Here is a 22565-nt window from a genome sequence, read left to right on the forward strand (position 1 = left end):
GGCGTATTTTCTGTAACACCGCTTACAACCCAGCATTACAGGTGTAACGCCCGACTAACGGAGTAATAAAGCTGCGTTGACACCGGCGTCACAATGCTTAGGCTGAAAGAACAAGAACAACTGCGCCAGGTGAGCAACACTATGCCGATGAATGCACCACTGCCCGCACGGCTTCAGCCCGTCCAGCGCCAACACATTGAACATATTTTTCAGCTCGGCGACGGGTTGGATAAGTCCCATTTACCGGCCAAACAGACCATTCGCAACTCTTGGCTGCGCTGCCTAAATGAATACCAGCTAGACCCTACTCAACCGCGCCCAGCACGAGTTGTGCCGCAGCAAACGCTTATTGAACACCGAGAATCGGTCGACGAGCTTTTGCACGTAGCCAGAGCCGGGGTCGACCAACTGTATAGTCAAATTGCCACGTTAGGCTACGTGCTACTGCTTACTGACCATCGCGGTATCACGGTGGAATTTCGAGGCAATACCGACCAAGACCAGCAGTTACGCAAAGCTGGGCTTTATTTAGGTGCCGACTGGGATGAGCGCTTTGCAGGGACATGCGCAGTAGGCACCTGTCTTCACGACCGCCAAGCGATTATTTGTCACCGAGAGGAGCATTTTGATGCCTCCCACATTGCGCTTACCTGTACGGCAGCTCCCATTACTGACCCTCAAGGCAATGTGATGGCCGTGCTGGATATCTCAGCCTTACACTCTCCTACCCAGCATGAAAGCCAAAACTTTAGCCTTTCATTGGTAACTCTATACGCACGCATGATTGAGGACGCCTACTTTTTACAGCGCTACCGCGACTGTCTCATGGTGCGCTTGGATACCTCTCGGGAATTTGTGCATGTTAACGGGCGCGGTTTAATCGCCATTGAGGAGAACGGCCAGATAATTGCCGCTAATGCAGTAGGCCGTGAGCTACTTGCCAACCATCATCAACGCTGGCCACCCTGGTCGGCTATATCCACTACCCATCTTAGCGAATTATTTGAATGTGATATTGCCGATGTGCTCAATATTAATAGCGCTGTCGATGACCAGCTGCGCGCGTTTCGCGCTCGGGCCGACAGTGTCATTTACTTTATTAGCCTATTAGAACCGCGCCGTCCGCGCACTGCAGAGCGCTTGCAAGCGCCCACCAATTCGCTACCTGAACCTTTAGCTCATTTAGGCGGCGATGATCCCGCCATGCGTAAAGTACAAAAACTGGCCGAGCGGCTACGCAACGAAATTAGTGTTAACGTGTTGATTAGTGGAGAAACAGGTACAGGTAAAGAAATAGTCGCCCGCGCACTTCACAATAGCGGACACCGCTCAGAAGGGCCTTTTATAGCAGTAAACTGCGCCGCTATTCCTGAATCGCTAATCGAGAGTGAACTGTTTGGCTATGAACCGGGCGCCTTTACCGGCGGCCGTGTTAAAGGTATGCGTGGCCTGATACCCCAGGCCAACGGCGGCACTCTTTTTCTGGATGAGATTGGCGATATGCCGCTGTCTCTGCAAACACGACTCCTGCGTGTTTTATCCGAGCGCGAAGTAATGCCGCTAGGAGCCAGCACCCCAATCCACGTGGATATGCGGGTTATTACAGCAAGTCATCGCAACATCGAAGCGCTGATTGAGCGCGGTGAGTTTAGAGAAGATCTTTATTATCGCTTAAATGGTGCACAGCTGAGTTTACCGACCCTACGCGAACGCGCCGATAAACTTTATGTGATTCGTCGTGTATTTAACGATTTAGTCTGCGCGCGAGCGGCAAATGAAACGCCACGCCTAAGGGCGGATGCTATTAGTGCGCTCTTAGCTTATGCCTGGCCTGGTAATATTCGGCAGCTCAAAAACGCGCTCGCCTTTGCGCTAGCCACAGCAGAAAATAACGAGATCACCGTTGAGGACTTACCCGAGCAGTGTCTTAGCCAACGTATTACCCGCCAGCCTATTCACCATGCTGAGGCTAAAAGCTCAGAGCCCAGCCAGCAGTTAGTCTCGCTGCTGCGTGATCACCACTGGAATGTAAGCGCAGTCGCCCGGATATTGGGTATTTCGCGTCCCACGGTCTACAGACAAATGCAACGCCAAGGGATTGTGCCACCTAATTGGCGCACCTAAATAAGAGCGGAAGCAACAGTCCATTAGCCTTGACGTTTACCCTCACGTACACTTGTTTGAAATTCTGACAATGCGATTTTCGACAAGCGGAGGCTCCCCCATGGCGTTTGAATCCACCTCTTCGTACATTGCCACTGACGCACTTAAACAAGCGGTTAACGCTGCGGTAGTTCTTGAGCGTCCGCTGCTTATCAAAGGCGAGCCGGGCACCGGTAAAACCCTACTGGCGGAAGAGCTGGCAGAATCGCTAGGCACTCGGTTGATTACCTGGCATATCAAATCCAGCACCAAAGCGGCCCAAGGCCTTTATGAGTACGATGCGGTTAGCCGCCTGCGCGATTCCCAACTGGGAGTTGAGGGCGTTGAAAACGTTGCCAACTACATCAAGCCCGGCAAGCTATGGGAAGCCTTTACCGCTAATGAGCGCGTGGTGCTGCTGATCGATGAGATCGATAAGGCCGATATCGAGTTTCCTAACGACCTGCTTCAGGAACTTGATCGCATGGAGTTTCACGTTTATGAAACCGGTGAAACGATTCGTGCTGAACAACGCCCTATCATTATCATCACATCCAATAACGAAAAAGAGTTGCCCGATGCTTTTCTTCGCCGCTGCTTTTTCCACTACATCGAGTTCCCCGATCGCGACACCATGCAGGCGATTGTGGATGTACATTTTCCTGATATCGCGCCCCGGCTGGTCAGTGAAGCGCTCAATGTATTCTTTGAGCTTAGAGATGCCCCTGGCCTTAAGAAAAAACCCTCGACCTCAGAACTGGTGGATTGGCTAAAACTGCTGATGGCCGATGAAATTGCCCAGGAAGCGCTTTACAACCGTGATCCGGCCAAAGCTCTGCCGCCCATGGCCGGCGCGCTGGTTAAAAATGAGCAGGATACGCAGCTTCTTGAACGCTTGGCGTTTATGTTACGCCGTCAGAAAGGCACAGGTCGCTAAGCCATGTTTATTGGTCTGTTCGAAACCTTAAAACGTGCGGGCGTGCCTGTTTCGCTACGTGAATTATTGGACCTTCACGCAGTGGTTGAACGTGGCGTGGTATTTGCTGATATGGAAGCGTTCTACCAAGTTGCCCGCACGGTAATGGTGAAAGACGAACGCCACTTTGATCGTTTTGATCGTGCCTTTGCCGTCTGGTTTAAAGGCCTTGAAGATATGGACGCAGCCATCGAGGCACTGATTCCAGATGACTGGCTGCGCCGGGAATTCGAAAAACAGCTTTCTGAAGAAGAGAAAGCCAAGATTGAATCGCTAGGCGGCCTGGAAGAACTAATCGAAACCTTTAAAAAGCGCCTGGAAGAGCAGAAAGAGCGCCACGCAGGCGGTAACAAATGGATTGGCACCGGCGGCACCAGCCCGTTTGGCGCTTATGGCTATAATCCTGAAGGCATTCGCATTGGCCAGGAAGGCTCACGCCATCGCCGCGCAACCAAGGTATGGGATGAGCGACGCTTTCGCGACTATGACGATTCTCTGGAGCTTGGCACGCGCAATATCAAGATGGCTTTGCGCCGGCTGCGTAAGTTTGCTCGCCAGGGCGCTTTAGAAGAGTTCGATGTCGACAGCACCATCCGCGAAACGGCCCGCGATGGCGGCTTATTGAACGTCCAGATGCGTCCTGAACGCCATAACGCCGTTAAAGTGCTGCTATTTCTGGATGTAGGCGGCTCAATGGATGACCATATTCGCGTTTGCGAAGAGCTTTTTTCAGCGGCCCGCTCTGAATTCAAGCATCTGGAGCACTACTACTTTCACAACTGCCTATACGAAGGCGTATGGCGGGATAATTCAAGGCGCGGCAGCGAGCGCATCCCAACCATGGATGTGCTGCATACTTACGGCGCAGATTATCAGGTAGTCATCGTGGGCGATGCGGCCATGTCACCCTATGAGATCACTCACCGGGGCGGCAGCGTTGAGCACTTTAATGAAGAGCCCGGCGGCCTGTGGCTTAAACGCGTCTGCGAGACGTTCCCCCACTTGGCATGGCTTAACCCTATGCCGCCCCGTGCCTGGGAGTACACGTACTCCACGCAATTAATCCGTGAAATTATCCAAGAGCGGATGTATCCCATGACGCTGGAAGGGCTAGAAAGTGCAATGCGTGAGCTGGCCAAAAAGTAGCCTCGGCCAGCTCACCGGAAACACATGATTAGAGCGTTGCCGGAAACTGGTTCAAGCCGTTTAGAAAGTCCTGCTTGGCGCTCTCAAACGCTTTCGCATCGTGCTTGAAGCGCCGCAGAATCAACGCCTCATCCAGCGCGACCGTGGCGGCTAGCTCACCTGGGCCACTAGCCGGGTGGCGGCCACTCAAGCCAATGCGCTTGTTGTCCTGCCCATCAAACCAGCGCTTGATGCCGCTCGCTTGATATAGGGCTTCCTGCTCGGCGCTTTCAACCTCGACCCGCAGCGGAGCTTTAAGTGATAGCTCGCTGATTAAGCGCTGTTTGGCGCCAGCCGACTCCAGTTCACAGGCGTGAGTAATCGTCATGCCTTCACCCGCCTCATCCAGCACCAGCAACGCTAACGCTAGCGGCTTACCGGCACCATCTACGCCCGCTACCAAGCGTGCAATCTCTTGGGTAAACAGGACGTTTCGCGTACCGGTGAATATCACCAGCGGCGTTAACCCTGCCTGTTGACCATATACTTCAGCGCATAACCGCGCTAAACAGGCATCTCGCTGCCCTGCATCTTTAATCTGAACTACCTTCATTACGCTCTCTTTAAGCTGTTGCTAACCGTATTAACTACGTTAATGCATGTGAACTGATCGGGATACGAATAGTCACACAATAGAGCACTTTTGCTGCCCAATGGAGGATAAATGCCACAGTTTATCAACGACCCGACATTACCCAAACCGGACTTCCCAGGAAGCCACATGGTGATCGACGATCACTACGTGTTTATCTCAGGTCTGACCGTTGCCGACCTTTCTAACGGCCACGCTGCCAAAGGCGATATCAAGGAAGAAACGCGCCTAGTGATGCGCGAGCTTGAACGCATGCTGAACCAAGAAGAAGGCAGCTTAGCGGATGTGGTGCGTGTTGACATCCATTTGGCTGATTTAAAAGACCTCAGCGCGATGAACACTATTTATGCTGAATTCTTCGAGCCAGATTGCTACCCGGCCCGCACGTGCACTGAATCGCCCTCTATCTGCGGCAGTAGTCGTCTTGAAATTACCCTAATGGCCAAGCGTGCCAGCCGTGACTAAACATCTCAGGATTGAATAAGCGCTAAAATGGCGCCCATATCCAAATGCGCCTCCAGCGAATCCGCCAAGCGGTCCAGCTCCCGTTCGCGATGAGCCAGGTAATCAACCGGTTCGGCGTGCACCAGCCCTAAGCGCGTTAAAAGCGCTTGGCAAGCTTCTGAATGGTCAAACAGGCCATGCAGATACGTACCCATTATCTGCTCATCCTGACTGACCGCTCCTTCCATTCGACCATTTAGCTCAAACAGCGGATTTGCGAGCGCCGCCCCTTCGCTTACCCCGTTATGAATTTCATAACCGGTCACGGCAGCACCATCGGCTAGCAAGGTGCCGCTTACGTTACGCAGCTGCTTGCCTGGCACCATCTGTGTGGTAAGCGGCAAAAAACCTAGACCCGTTATGCGCCCCGGCTCACCTTCAAGACCGGCTGTATCGTCGACCCATTGGCCCAACATTTGAAAACCGCCGCAAATCCCCAGCAACTTGCCGCCGTAACGCAGATGACGCTGAATCGCCGGCTCCCAGCCTTGGCGCTTCAGCCACGCCAAATCGCTGGCGGTGCTTTTGCTGCCCGGTAAAATAATCACATCGGCAGGTGGAATCGGCCGGCCCGAGGCAATAAATTCAAGCGCCACCTGAGGATGAAGGCGTAGCGGATCAAAATCTGTATGGTTACTAATGCGCGGCAGGGCCGGTACGATAATTTTTAAAGGCGCTGCCTGCGCAGTTTTTTGAGTTAAGCCAACGCTATCTTCGGCATCCAACAATAATCCCTGCAGGTACGGCAGGGTGCCAAACACAGGTTTACCGGTCCGCTGGGTTAACCATTCAAGGCCTGGGTTAAGTAGCCCTATATCGCCACGAAAACGATTAACAATAAAACCCCGCGTGCGCGCCTGCTCGCTTTGGCTGAGTAACTCAAGCGTGCCCACCAACTGAGCAAATACGCCGCCCCGATCAATATCGCCGACCAGCACTACAGGGCAATCCGCCGCTTCAGCGAACCCCATATTGGCGATATCACCCTTACGCAGATTAATTTCAGCAGGGCTGCCCGCCCCTTCGGCAATAATGACATCAAAGCGATCTTCAAGCGCCTGCCAAGCCGCCATCACGCTCTCTTGGGCGGTCTGCTTGAACGCGTGATAATCCAGCGCCCCCATGTGACCGTAAACCTTGCCGCGCAAAATTACCTGAGCGCCACGGTCAGTTTCAGGCTTAAGCAGCACAGGGTTCATATCACTATGCGGGACAACGCCCGCCGCTTGCGCCTGCAAGGCAGTAGAACGGCCGATTTCCCCGCCATCTTCGGTCACAGCACTATTTAGCGCCATATTTTGAGGCTTGAAAGGAGCAACGGAGATGCCACGACGTTTTAAAGCGCGGCATAGCCCTGCGACCACCGTGCTTTTGCCCGCATCTGAGGTGGTGCCCTGAATCATTAAGGTGGCCATGCGCCCTGCTCCGTGCATTCATAAACTCAAAGGAGGCGGAACTTTAGCGAGCGTCATGCAAGGTTGCAATGCACATGAGTGGCAAAGCAGATCGGGCCAGGTCATAAACCTTGCTCGACCTGCCCTCCTTGCGGCTACCTATAGCGAGATTAACGATTAAAATACTGTTTTAGTAACAACGCTTTGATAGCCACAATTTTATAACTGAGTTCTTATTAATTAGCCCCTATAACTGAGTCCATGTTACCCCCCGTCTTTATAATGCGGAGTCTGTCTGGTTTGAGGGAGAATCCGTGTGCTTAACGCGAAAGCAGAGATGGAAATTACTCAATAGCGCGGGCATGGGTTCATCCCCCTTCAACCTATCAGGCGGATCCAGGCTGTACTGATGGCTTTTCATCAGGCTAGCCAGTACCGCGCTGGTCACCAACAGCACGATATGTCTTCCAGGGCAAATACCGGGGCCGCCGCTAAAGGGCAGCAGTGGCCAATGCTTTAACTGCTCGGGGTCTAACCATATATTGGGCGCAAAACGGTTAGCTACGTCTAGGAGGCGATCATCCCGATGAAAATACGGTGCATGAATCAGCAGCGTAGTGTTCGTTGGCATTTCGCCCTGCGACCAGCATGTCCGCTCGGTTGTTTCGCGCAAGATAAGCGGCGTGGTTGGCCAGAGCCGTAAAGCTTCCAGCACACAGGCTTTTAAAAAAGGGTTATCCGGCTGGGGCTGCGGATTTTTATCAACCTCTTTTTGAGCAAGCTCATTCTGGGCGGGGTGTGCACAAAGCAGCGCCAGCGCGCGAAACGTCGCCATACCGGCGGGCTCAAAAGCAAACAGCCACTGGGGGATCTGATCTAACGGCTTTGCCTGGCCTTGAGGCGCGTAATCCGATAGTTTCGCCGCCAGGCTATTGGGTTCAGCTTGCTCGACATAGTGCGCTAAACGGTCATGAAATTTTTGCCTTAAACGTTTACGTTTGGGGTGCATAAATCCCCAATTAGCTGCCTTACGCAGTTGAATAAGTTCCTGAGTGAGCGAGTAATCATCTCGAACAGCGTCACCGAGCACCACGCGGCGTACGATACGATTCCAGGCATCAAAAAATAATGGCCAATCCAACTGATGATTATGGTGGTAAACGGTCTTTAGGAGCGCGTCCACCTCCTCCTCAGCCACCTGGGTAAAATGCGCAGAAAAGCTGTGCATCGGGCAGCCGCTTTGTAATACGTCATCATTTAGACGTCGCCGCTCTTTGCGGGCCTTTCCGTGCGAGATCAACGCCATATCCGGTTCAAAGTGGGAAAGCGCGCTCTGTTTTGCAGTTTCTGCCGTTGCGAACGGTTCGGGCGTTTCCTCCATCACCCGATTGGCATCGTCTGGGTCTAATACCAGTGCCATGGGTTTGAAAGGTGTTTTAAAAAGTAGCGGGCCTTTGCCATATTTATTGCTGAACGCCTGCACCTGTTTTACGGAGCGTTTATCCAGCGCCCAACGTTCAGCAAAATGGACAACGCCTGGACGGCGAACGATCACTCCCTTAGCAATATTAGGGGCCATTACCTTAAACAAGAACGATAGCGTCTCGCTAAATGATGCGGTAGGTAGTGAATCAGTGACGGTTTCCTTTACCACTAGCCCTCTCCCTTTAACAACTTCATTAAGAGCTAAGTCTAGATGCCGCTTAACACAGTGCAAGTTTCGCTCTTAAAAACTAACAACTTGCCAATATTTGTTAAGAGATTGAGCTATGTAAAAAAAATCGTTGGAAGAATTAAAAATTTTAGGTGTTTTTTCAAAGTGAAATGAACTAAAAAAACCGGCATTTCTGCCGGCTAATAATCGGATCTATAACGTTAATTTTTACAATAAAGCAGAATAACTAATCATGGCCGCCGTATCGGAAGGAGCACCGGCAATGTGATCTGGCTCTAGGGTATGGAGTAAGTTGAATTGCCATTGTTTGTTGGGCTGGGGAGAAAACGAGTAGCCAAACTCAATGTCCACCTGACGACCCGATGGCGAAAGTGAGGCTTCTCGGTCTTCACGAATAACGCTGCCATCAAGCGTGCGTCCTACGGGCACATCCAGGGTGGCAATACCGCTTTCGATACGCAGCGGTTGATGCAGTGAAAACGCTGCCCGCTCGTTTTCGTTCTGCCATTGCAATCCTAGCGCTGCCTTTTGCGTATGAACGTCGCGGATGTGGGTCAATAGTCCGCTGCCCTGGGCATTTCCTCGACCTTGTTCAAATTCAGCAAACGTACTAAACCCGTTACCCAGTGCCGCTTGGACGGCTACACCGGCAAAGGTCATTTCGTTATGATCGCCCAAACCCAATGCACCCGACCCACTGGCGCCCAACAGGCCATTGGACTCTTCTAAGCGGCCTACCTGAGTCGTCATGCTTAACGCAGGCGATAGCTGCCACTCAAAGCCAACGTCAGAGCGGTTAGCTCGATAATCGCTATCGATCCCCGCGTCCAACTCATTGCCCGTCCAGTGCGTGGCAATAAGGCTCACGCTATCGCCTAACCCGTAATGGGCTTTTACGCCATTGACGCTTTCAAGCGACTGAGTCAATGCAGACCCACCTTGAAAAGAGATCATCGGCATAATTCCCGATTCGGCGTAAGCACTCATTGGGCTTGCCTGGGCACCCGAAAAGTTGAAAGCGCTTAAGTAGGCGTTGCCTATAGCGCCATCGAACCGGCTGCTGAGCAAATCACCGGCTCCATTAACACTGGAGGTAAAGCGATAAGGCCCCATGCTCACCGACTCCGTTTGCAGCGACGCAGCCGAATACGTGGAGAGCTGCTCCATCTGCCCACGAAGCTGGGTTGCCCGGCGGGTTCGTGGCTGGGCACGCGCGCCCAAATCAATCTGATAATCCCGGCCCAAACTATCAAACGCGGTAACGTTATCCAACGCACCCGCTTCAATGAACGAGTTACCAAAAGCGCTAGATAAGAGAATATCAGAACGCTCAGCTAGCTCACCGCCTGAGGCCACCTGCTCACTTTGGGCAACCACCAACTTACCTTCCGGCGCTAACGCCGCATCGATATTGGCGATACCTTGGCCAAGATAATAAGTGCCACAGTTAGTAGTAGCGTTGCTGCCACAATCACTTTTCCCGAACAGCATACTTTCCTTGCTTGCCGTTTCAAGTAGCCGCTGACTAGCCTGCTGAGCATTCATGTGCGGCCAGCGCGCTAAGATACCTGCTGCATATTCAGAAATGCGCGCAGCAGAAAACGACGTACCCTGGGCACCTATCTGCCGATACTCATAATCGGTGGCGATAGCTCTATCCTGCAGCCGCTGATCATCACCGGGGAATGAGCTAGATGGATGAATATTGCCATCTTTGGTGGTGCCAACGGCAATCAACGTCATGTCATAAAGTGCTGGCTGGCTATCGTAAAGAGGTCGGCCTGCCGTATTAATGGCTAAGCCTTCGTTACCCGCACTGATGACATAGACTGCCCCCTTGCCTTCATTGGCATTAACGACTTGAGCAAAAGATTGCTGAGTGGTGACACCATTAAAGGAAAGGCGCGGGTCACTGGCCTGTAAGCGCTGAGAAAAACTGGCGTTAATGACGCGGGCACCACGCAAAGCGGCCTCACCAATGGCGTAGTTAATCGCACTGCTACGGTTTACACCATCTTGCTCAATCTTAATCAGATCAAGTCGAGCACTACCTAACGCGCCGCTTGTAATCGTCGAAGCCACCGCGTTGCCATGCCATTCATTACCACCACTTACGTCACGAGTATTGGTATGAATATTAAGCGTATCAATCACCAGGTGGTTATTAGGTATGCTATTGATATCAAAAGCGCTATCAACTACCGCCAAGCGTATTTCTGCTGGTGATGTAGAGCTTTCCTCATTAAAGGAAATAGTACCGGAAGATAAGTTGCTGGGAGCAAGGCTGGGAGTTGCGTTATGAACACCTTGTGTAGGGTCTACGCCACTATCGCTACTACCACCGCCGGAGCTACAACCTGTTAAAGAAATGGTTCCTAGCGCCATTCCAATGGCCAGCACAAGAGGATTTCGGTTACCCATGAGTAGGTACCCGAAAGAAGTCTTTCAGAGTCATTTTAATTAACACTCGCTAATATGTTAGGACATCGGGGAGGATGCGCGAGCATTAAACAATAACTTCTTACAGTCAGCAACCTAAGTTTACATTTAACAAAATTTAACGTTTAAAGCAAATTATTAGAGTTCAACCCTATCGTTGGAATTGATAATACTTTTCACTAGCAACATACCTTTTACTACAAACGCAAAGGCATTAGTTATTTATGACATATAACTATAAATAACAATATTTTAAGAGCATTTTTTATATTAGCACATACAAAATAATGCTTTACTTTTCGTTACACTTACAACGTATCATACGATTTATATGGCTTATTTCACAAATAAATGAATATATAGTTACCCAAGTATCTGAATAAAAATATTCTTAACAATTCTGTAATACCAAAAAGTAGCTATGAAATTTAAAAGAAGTCCATCACTTGCCTGGCAACATGCATCACACTCCCGAGCTCTCATGCCCTTTAGCAGGCAGACATTCCCTCCTTTTTCGGTTACGGTGGCAGGCTTCTCTTACCTGATATCAACGGCTATAAATGCAAGATTTACTCAACGAGATCGCTGAGGCGATGGCTGCCGAAACAGAACGGGGTAAGGTTGCAGACTATATTCCCGAGCTTGCTCACGTAGACCCCAAACAATTTGCCATTTCGCTTGCTACCGTAAAAGGCGAGCGTTACTCAGCCGGTTGCGCCACTACCCCCTTCTCAATTCAGAGTATCTCGAAGGTGTTTACGCTGACGATTGCGCTGGGGAAAATGGGTGATGCGCTCTGGTCCAATGTAGGTCGTGAGCCATCTGGTGATCCGTTTAACTCTATCGTGCAGCTTGAGCATGAAGGCGGCAAACCACGCAATCCGTTTATCAATGCCGGCGCCATTGCCGTGGTCGATGCCATTATGATGGGCCATGAGCCCAAAGAGACGCTTGCCGAGCTGCTAAGCTTCGTACGCTATATTGCTGACGATGAAAGCATTTGCTTTGACCATGTGGTTGCCGCTTCTGAAATGGCCCATCGCGATCGCAATGCCTCTCTTGCTCACTTCATGAAAGCCTTTGGTCGCCTGCGCCATGACGTTGATAAAATCCTGGGCACCTATTTCCACCAATGCGCCATCGCCATGAGCTGTGAACAGCTTGCTCATGCAGGGCTTTTCCTGGCCTCCGATGGCGTCAACCAGCCCAGCAATATTCGTGTGGTTTCTCCGCAACGGGCACGGCGTATCAATTCGCTGATGATGATGTGCGGGCATTACGATGCATCCGGCGAATTCGCTTTCCGCGTCGGGCTGCCGGGTAAAAGTGGCGTTGGCGGCGGCATTCTGGCGATCGCCCCAGGCCAAGGCTCGATTGCCGTTTGGTCACCGGGCCTGGATGACTACGGCAATAGCCTGCTGGGTACCAAAGCGCTTGAAATGTTTGTTCAGCGTACCGGCTGGTCGGTGTTTGGCCATTGAGCCTAGCCTATTGGGGTTTTAATTGGCTAAGACACGCTTCATACACGGCTAAATCTTTGGCAGAAAAGCAGCAGAACGTAACCGCCTCAACGGTCGAACCCTGTTGTAGTGCCTCGCCCACAGTAGAGACAGCAATCCGTGCAGCTTCTTCAATAGGATAACGGTATACACCTGTGCTGATACTTGGAAATGCTACCGAGCGCGCACTGACCGATTCAGCTAGTGCCAAGGAGCGTTGATAGCACGATGCCAACAGCTCAGCTTCACCGCGCGTTCCACCATGCCATACCGGGCCAACAGTATGAATTACGTAGCGCGCCGGTAGCTTAAAGCCCTTGGTCAGCTTTGCATCGCCGGTTGGGCATCCACCCAGCGTTCGGCAAACTTTCAGTAGTTCAGGCCCTGCGGCACGGTGAATGGCGCCATCCACGCCACCACCGCCCAAAAGCGAGGTATTGGCAGCGTTGACGATGGCATCAACATCTAGCGTGGTGATATCAGCTTGAATAACGGTGATGTTCATTTACAACCTCCATGTTAACGATTAGGTGGAAAGTTAGTAGATAGCGACAGGTTCTGCTTCAGATGTTTGAGCCGTTAGCTGTGCAAGCTCCCAGGCTTGCACCATTTGCTTTTTAGCGATGCCCCAACGATAGCCTCCCAACGCCCCGCTTTGTTGAATCACCCGGTGGCAGGGAATCCACAGCGCAATCGGGTTGGCCCCCACCGCATTGCCCACAGCTCGCGACGATTTAGGCATGCCCAGCGCCTGAGCAATATGCGTATAGCTTGCCAGCTGGCCTTCCGGAATAGTAAGTAACGCTCGCCATACGGCCACCTGGAAATTGGTGCCGGTCACGTGAAGCGATAGCGTACCGGGCTTAGCTTTAGACGTTGCAAACAATGCTTCAACCACATACGCCGTCGCCTCAGGACGATGATCGAGCGTGCTTCGCGGCCACTCCTTGGCAAGCCGCGCCAGCAGTTCATCGGCACTGGTGGCATCCACAAAACCCATGCGGCAAATGCCGCGTGGGGTGACTGCTACCAGCACGCTACCCAGAGGCGTTGCATGCACGCCGTACTCGATATGCACGCCCTCCCCCTGGCGTTTATGCTCCCCAGGCGTCACCGCTTCCAGCTGCACAAAGTGATCGTACAGCCGCGAACCCCCGCTTAGGCCAAGCTCGTGAGCCACATCAAGTAACGCGCGGGGTTCTTTTAATAGCTGCTTACCTCGCTCCAAGGTTAGGGCCTGCAAAAAGCGCTTGGGCGAAATACCGGCATAGCGGCAGAACAGACGCTGAAAATGATAGGCGCTTAAATGGACATGGGCGGCAACCTCATCCAGGCTGGGCTGCAGTTTGGCTCGCTCCACCATGTAGGCCATCGCCTTTTCGATACGCGCGTAATCATCCATTGCCGGTTCCTCAGATTGATACCCATGTACTTTTATCTAAATACTTAGATAAAAGTACGTTCTAGCGTAAGCGCTTTATGCCCGCCTGCCGACCCGAATCTTGCGCATATCAATTTTATACAATACGCCGCCCTCACGTTATCGCACACTCCTCTTACTGTTTTGGAGGATCATCATGAGCGCTTCACTATTACTACCCATGTCAGCCTTTGCCCTTGCCGCGTCTATTTCTCCTGGCCCGGTGAATCTGGTATGCCTAAGTAGCGGTACGCACTACCCTATCGCTAAAGGGTTAATCTTTGTGACCGGCGCCACGCTGGGCTTTATAGCGTTGTTTATAGGCGTTGGCGCTGGTCTTTACTCTTTGCTTACCACAGTGCCTTTACTTGAAGAGCTACTCCGGTGGGCAGGGATAGCATTTTTGCTTTATCTAAGTATTAAGTTAGCAATGGATGACGGCATGCTGCCTGAGCAGGCAACGCCCAAACCGCCTGGATTTATGACGGGCGCGCTTATGCAGTGGCTAAACCCTAAAGCATGGATTGCCTCCGCCTCAGGTATTGGCGCTTATACAAGCGGTAATGATCTGACACAAATTTCTATGTTCGCCGCGCTGTACCTACCCATTTGTTGGCTATCGCTTGCAAGCTGGGTTTATGCGGGTGCTTTTTTAAAGCGCTATATTCAAACGCCCCGGCTACTAGTCGCCATTAATCGGCTGCTCGCAGTGTTATTGGCGATAAGCTGCCTATATTTATTATTCACTTAGCGAGTGTCGATACTGGTTGGGAGTAGCTGCAACCAACTGCTTAAAGGTTCTTTGAAAATGGGGCTGGTCGTTAAAGCCTACCTTCAAGGCGGTTTCAACGATGGGCTTGCCTAGCTTGAGCTCACGCTGGCCTAGCTGGATTCGCCGGTTAACCAGATACGCATGGGGCGTTAAACCAAAGTGTTGCTTAAACGTACGAATAAGATGCCCAGCGCTATACCCAGAGAAGTTGCAAAGATCCATTAGAGATAACTCTTCTGTTGCATGTGCATCCAGATACGCGGCTACTGCCAAAAGCTCATTTGGCGCTTTTTGGAGGGGCTGATGGGGCTTTCGGGAAAGCCACTGCAATACTTCCAGCAAATAATCGACTACTACCGTTTGCTTCTCAAGCAAGCTGCGCTGATTATCCAGCAGACAAGCGGCCATCGCCCGGTAAGCGTGATAGAACCTTGGCTGCGATATCACCGCCGTTTCAATATCCTTCCAGTGGGATGAAGCCAGAAGCCCTGCCTGATAACGCAAGTCGGTAAGCCAGTGTGTATCCACATACAGCATCAGATAAGCCCAAGGCTCATTTTCAATAGGATTACATGCATGCACCCAATGCGGGTTCATCAACACTAAGTCGCCTGCGCTAATTTGATAAGACGAATCGCGATAACGAAACGTGCTTTTACCGGCGGTGACTGCCCCAAACGACCAATGAGTATGGCTATGCGGCGCATAACATACCTGACGGGCATCGCTGATTTTGCGAAGCTCAATATGCGGTATCCCAGGGTGACGCCAAAAAACAGGGGCCGCTAAAGAAGAAGAGCGTGGGGGCATAGGTTATATCCAAGCCAATAGTGAAATGATGTATAGCAAAATGGCCGTTAACACCTAGATATCAGCTACCTCATTACTCACGCTAGACAATAACATGCGATCGGCCCAGTATGGACAGCCGCATTAATACGGATATTGAATAAAGCCATTCAGTCAGGAGGACACCATGGCCAAGCGAACACCTGTACGTGATCATCGGGATGCTATTACTCTGTTTGCCCGTATGGGTTACGCGGCTCGCGGCGTTGTCTATTTGCTGGTCGGCGGCCTTGCCGCGCTTGCAGCACTGGGCGAAGGTGGCCAGACCGAAGGCAGCCGGGGCGCTCTGGAAAGCGTATTAACCGCGCCTTTTGGCAAGATTATGCTGGCGATCATAGCCCTGGGCCTTATTGGCTACGCGATGTGGCGCACCATCCAGGCGGTTAAAGATGCTGATCATCACGGCACTAATGCAAAAGGGCTCGCCATTCGAACAGGCTTAATGGTCAGTGCCGTCACTCATACACTGCTGGCCTTCTACGCTGCTAGCCTGATCTTTCGCCTGGGTGGCTCTTCTGGTGATTCAGGTGGATCTGAGGGCATCGTCAGTTGGTTGCTGCAACAGCCTTTTGGACGCTGGCTGGTAGGTGCTGTGGGGCTCGTCATTATTGGTGCGGGCATAGCCCATGGCCTCAAGGGCTTAAAAGCTAAATTCGACAAAAACTTCGACATGCCGCATCAAACCCAGCGCTGGGCTTACCCGGTTTGCCGTTTTGGCCTAGCGATTCGTGGTCTGGTATTTATTATTGTCGGCAGCTTCTTTCTTATCGCTGCCTATCAGATAAGCCCTAGCGAAGCAGGCGGCACAGAAGAGGTATTCAGTACGCTGCGAAGCCAGGCCTATGGCCAGTGGTTATTGGTTTTTGTCGCTATAGGGCTATTCGCGTTTGGCGCCTATAGTGTATTGGCGTCTATTTATCGCCGCATCAACCCGGCGATGTAGACCTTATCCATGATAGCTATTATCTCAAAAAGCACTAAAGCGTGGTTCGAGCGCATTAACGGCTCAAAGAATATGCTATGGCTACTCGGCACGCTTTCCTTTCTAGAAACCATCATCCTGCCCATTCCCCTTGAGCTAATACTCATCCCACTGATGGCGGCTAACAGGCAGCGTATTTGGCTGCTGGCGACGGTTACCACAGCGGGTTGTCTGACCGCCTCGCTGGTGGGTTATGGCGTAGGCATGTTGCTATTCCAATCAATAGGCAACTGGTTTATCGAATTCATGGGCATGCAGGAGAGCTACCAAGCCTTCCAAACGTTTTTCAATCAGTACGGCTTTGCGGCAATTTTAGTTATCGGTATTGTGCCGATTCCCTTTCAAGTGGCCATGATCACCGCTGGGCTTTCAGGCTATCCGATATTGCTGTTCGTGCTGGCCGCATTCATTGCCCGCGGTCTTCGTTACTATGGGCTAGCCTGGCTGGTTTATCGCTTTGGCCATAGTGTGCTGGTGCTTTGGAAGCGCCACGCGTTACTAACCAGCCTGGTAGGCGGTGTGATAGTGCTGTTGTTTGTACTGGGCCTACAAGCATTAGCCAGCTTGGTGATGTAGATAGGCGGGAATAGGGAGATTAAATAAGCGGCATATTGCTATATGCCGTAATCCCGCTCCACTTTGGCAATCCGGGTTTTAAAATGCTGATACCACTGCTGATGGCCAAGCCGCTGCGCTTCTTTATGCTCGGCATGTGCCTTCCACGCTTTTATCGAGTCCAGATCCGCCCAATAGGAAACGGTGACTCCCACCTCATTGCGTGCCGATTCCACACCTAGAAACCCTGGCTGCTGGGCGGCCAGCTCCACCATGCGTACCGCCATGTCATCGTAGCCATCTTCGATATCCGTACGCACAGAGGTAAAAATCACTGCGTAGTAAGGCGGCTCAGGGGTAGTAGCGATATGGGGCATGGAGTCTCTCTTGGGCTAAAGCTATGTCGGTACGCGTATCGTAATGGTTTGATGAGCCCTGTCTAGCGCAATAATCTAATTTGCATCAATGTCCGATATTGTCCGCTTCATGACCGCTCAGCGTATCGTTAGCACTACCTGAACCCTCTAAGCTATGGCCTCATTTTCATGCAACTGAGGCCTACCATGTCACTCTCAAACACCGCGCTACTCATGATCGACGTGCAATCTTCCTTTCCCGCGCGTGATTATTGGGTAGAATCGCTAGCTGAAGCGTGGCGGCCAAACCAGCGCGCCCTGTTAAACGCAGCCAAGGCCCATCAGATCCCCGTGGTGCGAATACTGCATGAAGCGCCCGGCAGCCAAGGCGCATTTGACCCGGAACAGGGCCTGGTTTGTCCGCTTGAAGATTTTAACGATGCGGTGGCGATCACGTTTAACAAACGTGTCCATAACGCCTTTAGCGATACGTCACTTGAAAGCTGGCTGCGTGAACGCGGGATTACCCATCTCGTGATTAGCGGCATTCGAACCGAACAGTGCTGTGAAACAACGTCGCGGGTTGGGTCAGACCTGGGCTTTAGCGTCGATTTCGTCAGCGATGCAACGCTGACCTTCCCCATGACGCGCCAAGGCATCACCTGGTCGGCGGAAGATATCAAGGCACGCACGGAGCTGGTACTTGAAGAGCGCTTTGCGCGTATCGTCAGCACCTTGGATTTAATCAATGAGTGGCAAACCCAGCGTGAGTGAACCGTTACGAATTGCAGTATTGATGATGCCAGGGCAAGTGCCGCTCGATTTGATTGGTCCGCTTCAGGTACTGCAATGCGCATGCCGCCTGTCAATCGAGATTGACGTACGCTATATCGGCCCGCAGGACGCCTTGCAATGGCTCGGGCCGCTATCGCTTAGTGGCATAGACCCACTGCCAGAGCAGCTACCCCATCAGCATTTGCTGCTAATCCCAGGGCAGTATCGCAACAGCATTGAGCCATTGGTACAGCAAACCTGTGTCGGCTGGCTCAAAGCGAATGCCCAGCATGCCGATACGCTGATGACGGTTTGTTCAGGCACCCTGCTGCTTGCTGAAACGGGCCTGTTGAATGGGCGACGCTGCACCACGCACCACACGCTGCTTGACCAGCTACGCGCTAACGCGCCTCTGGCCAAGGTACAGCGCGACTGCATCTTTATCGAAGACGGCCACTATTTAACCAGTGCGGGTATCTCGACCGGCGTGGATACCATGCTCTACTGGCTTACCCGCACATGCGGCCATCAGTTGGCCCTGAGCGTTGCCCGGGAGATGGTGCTTTACCTTCGCCGCAGCGGGCAGGAACCCCAGCTGGGCGCCTGGCTTGAGGGGCGCAACCACGTGGATGAACGAATTCACCGGGTGCAAGACTCTCTTTGTGCGGCCCCCTCACAATCCTGGCGGATGGAAACGCTCGCCGCACAAGCCGCCATGAGCGAACGTCACTTTCGACGACGGTTTAAACATCTCACCGGCATGCTGGTAGGCGATTACATCGTGGGTTTAAGACTTCAGCGCGCCAAAGCGTTAATGACCGAAACCACCTGGACACTCGCCCGTATTGCCGCTGAATCCGGGTTTGGTGACGAGCGCCAGCTGCGCAGAACCTGGTCGCGCCAGGAAAGTATGCCGCCAAGCGCATGGCGCCGCTCCCAGCGATCCCTACCGATTTAATTCACCTATAGCAGCAGCGCCAATGGCTAGAACAGCGTAACCAGGATTTGAATGCACATGACGATCATGCACAGGATCCCCACGCCATAGGAAATCGTTCGCCAAGGCTGTAGCGAGTTCAGATAACACAGCGTATGGCAGTAGCGCGAAGCGGTAAATAGCATGAAGAGCCACATGGCAAGCCCTGAAGAGGCGCCCACCAGAACGTAAGCAGCGCCCAGCCCCAGAAAAATGGGAATGTTCTCAAGATCATTCGACCAGGCTTTGCTGGCCTTTTGTACCTGCGGCAACTCCTCTTGGGCAGGCGACTTGCCCGCCATTGCCGCATCCTCCGGCGTTTTAAAGGTCATTTTCGTGATGCGGTGAAAGCCTTGATATAACGACGTGGCAAACATCTTCGCAAACAGCAGCACCGTCGCTAGCGCATACCAATAAACGGCCTCATCCATAATGCCTCCGGTAATATTCAATCCTGGTTAACGCATGATTGCGTAGTGAAAGCCTCACTGCTCAAGCATAGCCACTTTCCGAGCCCATGTGTTTGCGGTTTAATACTGGTCATACGATGAAGCCTTTTCATCAACGACAAAGGGGTGATGCCATGGCCCTATTTATACTGCCCAGCAACGCCGCCTGTTTGAATTTACAACAGCGCCTGCCTGACCCGCGCCTCCGCCCATGGGTACAATGTCTTTGGTCAATGGCCGGGCAAGGCAGTGTTGTTCCACCTAGAACGGAAAAGCTCTACCCTGATGCCGGTTCCAGCCTTACGATCAGACTTGCCAGCTCCCAGCCAACCATCACGTTTTGCTTTAATAAAAGCACCCTGCTTGAAACGTTTAATCCATCAGAAACTCGCTTAAGCATTCGATTCAAGGCGGCAGGCGCTTACGCTCTATTGGGCCTGGAGCCACAGCAGTTTTCAGATATCCATCATTCACTAGGCATTGATGATGATAAACCGCCGTGGCTGGATAGCCTGATGCCGGTTGTCGAACGCCTGTACCAGGTTAATACAGTAGAAGGGCTTGCCCTGTTAGAGGCTTGGCTGATGAGCCGGCTGGAATGCCAATCGCCCAGCAATAGCCGCACTCAAAACCTGGCTTACGAAATTAGCCGGCTGCAACTGCCTTTGCAGCAGCTAATGGCCAACATGGGATTTACTCGGCGCACGCTGGAGCGCAAATTAAAGCAGGAGGTAGGCGTTTCACCCGGGCATCTAGTGGGCTATGCCCGGATGTATAATGCCCGCCAGCTGTTAACCACTAGCCACCTTCCCCTTGCGGAGATAGCCCTACAGTGCGGCTACTTCGACCAAGCGCATTTTTCTCATGCTTTTCATAAATTCACCTATGAAACCCCAGCGGCCTATCGAAAGCGTAAATTGTCGCAAATTTACAAGGCGTAGAAGTCTTCCGGTTTTAAGCTCGTATTTCAACTTATTAACCGGAGCATTTCCATGCTGCAACGTCTATCACCTGAAGTCGTCTATAGTCTATGCCCTCGCCTGCCGAAGCATCTTATTGCCTTGGGCAAGGTCGAGGCTGATTCTGTCATTAATCAAACGATAATTCATTTGGTTCACCTACGCGTCTCACAAATTAATCACTGCTGTTACTGTCAGCATATGCACAGCCAAGAGGCGCGCGATGATGGCGAGCGCCAGGCGCGTCTGGATGTATTGCCCGCCTGGCGAGAAGCGCCCTGCTTTTCTGCTGAAGAGCGTGCTGCGCTTGCCTGGGCAGAAGCTCTTACCCTCATCAGCCAGGCAATGGTCAGCGATGACGATTATCAAAACGCCGTCACCGCGTTTGGCGAACAAGGCCTGATGGAACTCACCAGCGTTATTCTGGAGATCAACAGCTGGAACCGCATAGCAGTAAGCTTTCAGTTCACACCGGAGATAAGCTGATGGTAATGACGCTGCGTCAACAGCTGCCTAACCTACTGGGCATTTTCTCCAGCCTGTGCTTTTTCTTTGGCAGCTTTATGTTTCTGCCCACCTTTGCAACCTACGCAACCATCGGTGTCTGGTGCTTTGTGGTGGGGTCACTAATTATGTTTATTATCTATTTCATAAACATAAAAAGCGGGCAGTAACCTCGCTCACATATAACGCGCCTAGCCAATAGGGCGCGTTACTTCTCAAACCCACCCCACTCGTTTACTATGCGCCACCCTCAATTCCAAGCTACCCAGGCCGCCATGTCCTTTAATGCACTCTATACCGATCTTTCTGGCTATTACGATTTAATGTGCGAGGACATCGACTACCCGGCGCAAAGTGACGCGGTTCGCAGACTTCATCAAATTTTCGGTAACGGCGGCAATGCTCATCTTGATCTTGCCTGCGGCACCGGCCCCCATGTTCGTCATTTTATTGATCATGGCTACCTGAGTAGCGGCCTGGATATCAACCAGCCCATGCTGGATATCGCCACCACGCGCTGCCCCGAAGCCCAGTTTACATGCCAGGATATGGGTAGCTTTCAGGTAAACGAGCCGCAGGATCTGATTACCTGCTTCCTGTACTCGATTCACTACAGCGACGGGATTGAAAAGCTCAAGGCGTGTATTTCAAGTGCGCATAGCGCCTTAAAACATGGCGGGGTTTTCTGCTTTAACGCAGTCGATAAACATAAAATCGATAACGATCTGTTTGTGAAACACACCGCTAAAAAAGCCGACGATGCATTCACATTTCGCTCGGGGTGGTATTACAGCGGTAGCGGCGAAAAACAGGCTCTCAAGCTCAGCATTAAAAAAACCAATGCACGCGACACCCAAATATGGAATGACGAACATCCCATGGTCGCGGTTAGCTTTGCCGAGTTAATCAGCCTGCTTGAGCCTTACTTTGAAGTCCATGTGTTCGAGCACAACTTTGAAGCTATCACGCCGTGGAGCACTACCTCGGGGAACGCTATTTTTGTCTGCGTAAAAGCCTAGCATTTCGCGGTGGCTAAAAGTGTCTATTCAATACCGTTAATAAGTTCAGTTGACATAATAACCGCTTACTTTCCAAACGCCTTCTTCCAGATGCGGCGTAATGGTTTCGGTAATGTTGGGCTTATTGGTAAATCGCGTTTGATAGGTGAACTCCTTGTAATCATTCTTAGGAGCACCGGGCATAGACGTTGCACTGATGACGCGCGTGCGTCGGCGGGACTCCACCGACCCGAAATCACGCCGTGCCGCGCTAATGGTCCGCTCTAGCATGCTGGGTGAAAGCGGGCGCTTAAGCAGCGGTGATGACACTTCCCAGGCCAGTTCAAACTCGCCGCTGTCGATTGCTTCAAGCCATGCCAGCGCTGCTGCTTCTGCCGCATCGGTATTCGCCTGGGCAGTGGGCGACATCAGTAGTAACAACGTAGTGATGAAACAGATCAGCGGTTTTGGCATGGATAACTCTTGGTGGCGATAAAAAGTTGACGGGCTTGATTAATTATCGGAACCAAGAGAATTTTCTTTAGCAATAATTCATTATAACCAG

Annotated in this window: 24 protein-coding genes; 14 read left to right on the forward strand and 10 right to left on the reverse strand. The window is 51.9% G+C overall.

Annotation, left to right across the window (positions count from 1 at the left end):
- Positions 1-141 precede the first annotated feature (141 nt).
- The 3 genes from ACT3XD_RS07935 to ACT3XD_RS07945 all read left to right on the forward strand — a co-directional run bounded on the left by ACT3XD_RS07935 (position 142) and on the right by ACT3XD_RS07945 (position 4264).
- On the forward strand, positions 142-2124 hold the full coding sequence (locus ACT3XD_RS07935; RefSeq protein ID WP_192537881.1) for a sigma-54-dependent Fis family transcriptional regulator: 1983 nt from the start codon (positions 142-144) through the stop codon (positions 2122-2124).
- A gap of 100 nt (positions 2125-2224) precedes the next feature.
- Positions 2225-3079 carry an AAA family ATPase gene (locus tag ACT3XD_RS07940; RefSeq protein ID WP_192537827.1) on the forward strand — a complete coding sequence of 285 codons (855 nt, stop codon included), beginning with the start codon at positions 2225-2227 and terminating at the stop codon, positions 3077-3079.
- Between the two features lie 3 nt (positions 3080-3082).
- Positions 3083-4264, forward strand: coding sequence for a vWA domain-containing protein (locus tag ACT3XD_RS07945; RefSeq protein ID WP_192537826.1), 1182 nt, complete (start codon positions 3083-3085; stop codon positions 4262-4264).
- A gap of 28 nt (positions 4265-4292) precedes the next feature.
- On the opposite strand, the gene ACT3XD_RS07950 is transcribed toward ACT3XD_RS07945, so the two are convergent.
- Positions 4293-4856: a hypothetical protein gene (locus ACT3XD_RS07950; protein WP_192537825.1), complete on the reverse strand. Its 564-nt coding sequence runs from the start codon at positions 4854-4856 to the stop codon at positions 4293-4295.
- A 111-nt stretch (positions 4857-4967) separates the two neighbouring features.
- Here ACT3XD_RS07950 and ACT3XD_RS07955 point away from each other — a divergent pair, with 111 nt between their 5' ends.
- The gene (locus tag ACT3XD_RS07955; protein ID WP_192537824.1) at positions 4968-5360 is read left to right on the forward strand and encodes a RidA family protein; all 393 of its coding nucleotides are present in this window, start codon (positions 4968-4970) and stop codon (positions 5358-5360) included.
- 5 nt (positions 5361-5365) lie between these two features.
- On the opposite strand, the gene ACT3XD_RS07960 is transcribed toward ACT3XD_RS07955, so the two are convergent.
- From ACT3XD_RS07960 to ACT3XD_RS07970, 3 genes are all read right to left on the reverse strand, one after another.
- Positions 5366-6814: a cobyric acid synthase gene (locus ACT3XD_RS07960; protein ID WP_192537823.1), complete on the reverse strand. Its 1449-nt coding sequence runs from the start codon at positions 6812-6814 to the stop codon at positions 5366-5368.
- A gap of 256 nt (positions 6815-7070) precedes the next feature.
- A complete protein-coding gene (locus ACT3XD_RS07965; RefSeq protein ID WP_192537822.1) occupies positions 7071-8447 on the reverse strand; it encodes a cytochrome P450 in 1377 nt (458 codons plus the stop codon).
- Between the two features lie 228 nt (positions 8448-8675).
- Positions 8676-10889, reverse strand: coding sequence for a S8 family serine peptidase (locus ACT3XD_RS07970; protein WP_225736127.1), 2214 nt, complete (start codon positions 10887-10889; stop codon positions 8676-8678).
- Positions 10890-11467: 578 nt separating this feature from the next.
- Here ACT3XD_RS07970 and ACT3XD_RS07975 point away from each other — a divergent pair.
- The gene (locus tag ACT3XD_RS07975; protein ID WP_192537821.1) at positions 11468-12388 is read left to right on the forward strand and encodes a glutaminase; all 921 of its coding nucleotides are present in this window, start codon (positions 11468-11470) and stop codon (positions 12386-12388) included.
- A gap of 7 nt (positions 12389-12395) precedes the next feature.
- Here ACT3XD_RS07975 and ACT3XD_RS07980 read toward each other — a convergent pair whose 3' ends face one another.
- Together ACT3XD_RS07980 and ACT3XD_RS07985 are read right to left on the reverse strand one after the other, a co-directional pair.
- Positions 12396-12911: an O-acetyl-ADP-ribose deacetylase gene (locus ACT3XD_RS07980; RefSeq protein ID WP_192537820.1), complete on the reverse strand. Its 516-nt coding sequence runs from the start codon at positions 12909-12911 to the stop codon at positions 12396-12398.
- A 33-nt stretch (positions 12912-12944) separates the two neighbouring features.
- Positions 12945-13808, reverse strand: a complete 864-nt coding sequence (locus ACT3XD_RS07985) for a bifunctional transcriptional activator/DNA repair enzyme AdaA (protein ID WP_192537819.1) — start codon at positions 13806-13808, stop codon at positions 12945-12947.
- 175 nt (positions 13809-13983) lie between these two features.
- Between ACT3XD_RS07985 and ACT3XD_RS07990 the strand changes: the two genes are divergently transcribed.
- Positions 13984-14577 carry a LysE family translocator gene (locus ACT3XD_RS07990; protein WP_192539684.1) on the forward strand — a complete coding sequence of 198 codons (594 nt, stop codon included), beginning with the start codon at positions 13984-13986 and terminating at the stop codon, positions 14575-14577.
- Here ACT3XD_RS07990 and ACT3XD_RS07995 read toward each other — a convergent pair.
- Positions 14566-15408: an AraC family transcriptional regulator gene (locus ACT3XD_RS07995; RefSeq protein WP_192539685.1), complete on the reverse strand. Its 843-nt coding sequence runs from the start codon at positions 15406-15408 to the stop codon at positions 14566-14568. The genes ACT3XD_RS07990 and ACT3XD_RS07995 overlap by 12 nt on opposite strands.
- A 166-nt stretch (positions 15409-15574) precedes the next feature.
- Here ACT3XD_RS07995 and ACT3XD_RS08000 point away from each other — a divergent pair, with 166 nt between their 5' ends.
- Positions 15575-16390 carry a DUF1206 domain-containing protein gene (locus ACT3XD_RS08000; protein WP_192539686.1) on the forward strand — a complete coding sequence of 272 codons (816 nt, stop codon included), beginning with the start codon at positions 15575-15577 and terminating at the stop codon, positions 16388-16390.
- A 9-nt stretch (positions 16391-16399) separates the two neighbouring features.
- On the forward strand, positions 16400-17005 hold the full coding sequence (locus tag ACT3XD_RS08005) for a YqaA family protein (RefSeq protein WP_225736338.1): 606 nt from the start codon (positions 16400-16402) through the stop codon (positions 17003-17005).
- A gap of 38 nt (positions 17006-17043) precedes the next feature.
- On the opposite strand, the gene ACT3XD_RS08010 is transcribed toward ACT3XD_RS08005, so the two are convergent.
- Positions 17044-17361, reverse strand: a complete 318-nt coding sequence (locus ACT3XD_RS08010) for an antibiotic biosynthesis monooxygenase family protein (protein ID WP_192539687.1) — start codon at positions 17359-17361, stop codon at positions 17044-17046.
- A gap of 186 nt (positions 17362-17547) precedes the next feature.
- On the opposite strand from ACT3XD_RS08010, the gene ACT3XD_RS08015 reads away from it, so the two are divergent.
- Together ACT3XD_RS08015 and ACT3XD_RS08020 are read left to right on the forward strand one after the other, a co-directional pair.
- Entirely contained in the window at positions 17548-18114 is a 567-nt protein-coding gene (locus ACT3XD_RS08015; RefSeq protein ID WP_192539688.1) for an isochorismatase family protein, read from the forward strand.
- Positions 18089-19072: a GlxA family transcriptional regulator gene (locus tag ACT3XD_RS08020; RefSeq protein WP_192539689.1), complete on the forward strand. Its 984-nt coding sequence runs from the start codon at positions 18089-18091 to the stop codon at positions 19070-19072. Before ACT3XD_RS08015 ends, ACT3XD_RS08020 begins: the two co-directional genes overlap by 26 nt.
- Positions 19073-19098: 26 nt before the next feature.
- Here the strand turns inward: ACT3XD_RS08020 and ACT3XD_RS08025 are convergent, their stop codons facing one another.
- Positions 19099-19521 (reverse strand): MAPEG family protein, encoded by a 423-nt coding sequence (locus tag ACT3XD_RS08025; protein ID WP_192539690.1) that lies wholly within the window; start codon positions 19519-19521, stop codon positions 19099-19101.
- A gap of 152 nt (positions 19522-19673) precedes the next feature.
- Here ACT3XD_RS08025 and ACT3XD_RS08030 point away from each other — a divergent pair, with 152 nt between their 5' ends.
- From ACT3XD_RS08030 to ACT3XD_RS08045, 4 genes are all read left to right on the forward strand, one after another.
- Complete coding sequence (locus ACT3XD_RS08030; protein ID WP_192539691.1) at positions 19674-20480, forward strand: helix-turn-helix transcriptional regulator; 807 nt, start codon at positions 19674-19676, stop codon at positions 20478-20480.
- A 51-nt stretch (positions 20481-20531) separates the two neighbouring features.
- Positions 20532-20984 (forward strand): carboxymuconolactone decarboxylase family protein, encoded by a 453-nt coding sequence (locus tag ACT3XD_RS08035; RefSeq protein WP_192539692.1) that lies wholly within the window; start codon positions 20532-20534, stop codon positions 20982-20984.
- Positions 20984-21172, forward strand: a complete 189-nt coding sequence (locus ACT3XD_RS08040) for a YrhK family protein (protein ID WP_192539693.1) — start codon at positions 20984-20986, stop codon at positions 21170-21172. The genes ACT3XD_RS08035 and ACT3XD_RS08040 overlap by 1 nt, the downstream gene beginning before the upstream one ends.
- Positions 21173-21277: 105 nt before the next feature.
- Entirely contained in the window at positions 21278-22021 is a 744-nt protein-coding gene (locus ACT3XD_RS08045; protein ID WP_192539694.1) for a class I SAM-dependent DNA methyltransferase, read from the forward strand.
- A 45-nt stretch (positions 22022-22066) separates the two neighbouring features.
- Here ACT3XD_RS08045 and ACT3XD_RS08050 read toward each other — a convergent pair whose 3' ends face one another.
- Positions 22067-22474 (reverse strand): DUF4019 domain-containing protein, encoded by a 408-nt coding sequence (locus tag ACT3XD_RS08050; protein WP_192539695.1) that lies wholly within the window; start codon positions 22472-22474, stop codon positions 22067-22069.
- Positions 22475-22565 lie beyond the last annotated feature (91 nt).

The organism is Halomonas sp. AOP7-B1-5 (assembly GCF_052353045.1).
Classification (GTDB): Bacteria; Pseudomonadota; Gammaproteobacteria; order Pseudomonadales; family Halomonadaceae; genus Vreelandella; species Vreelandella colorata.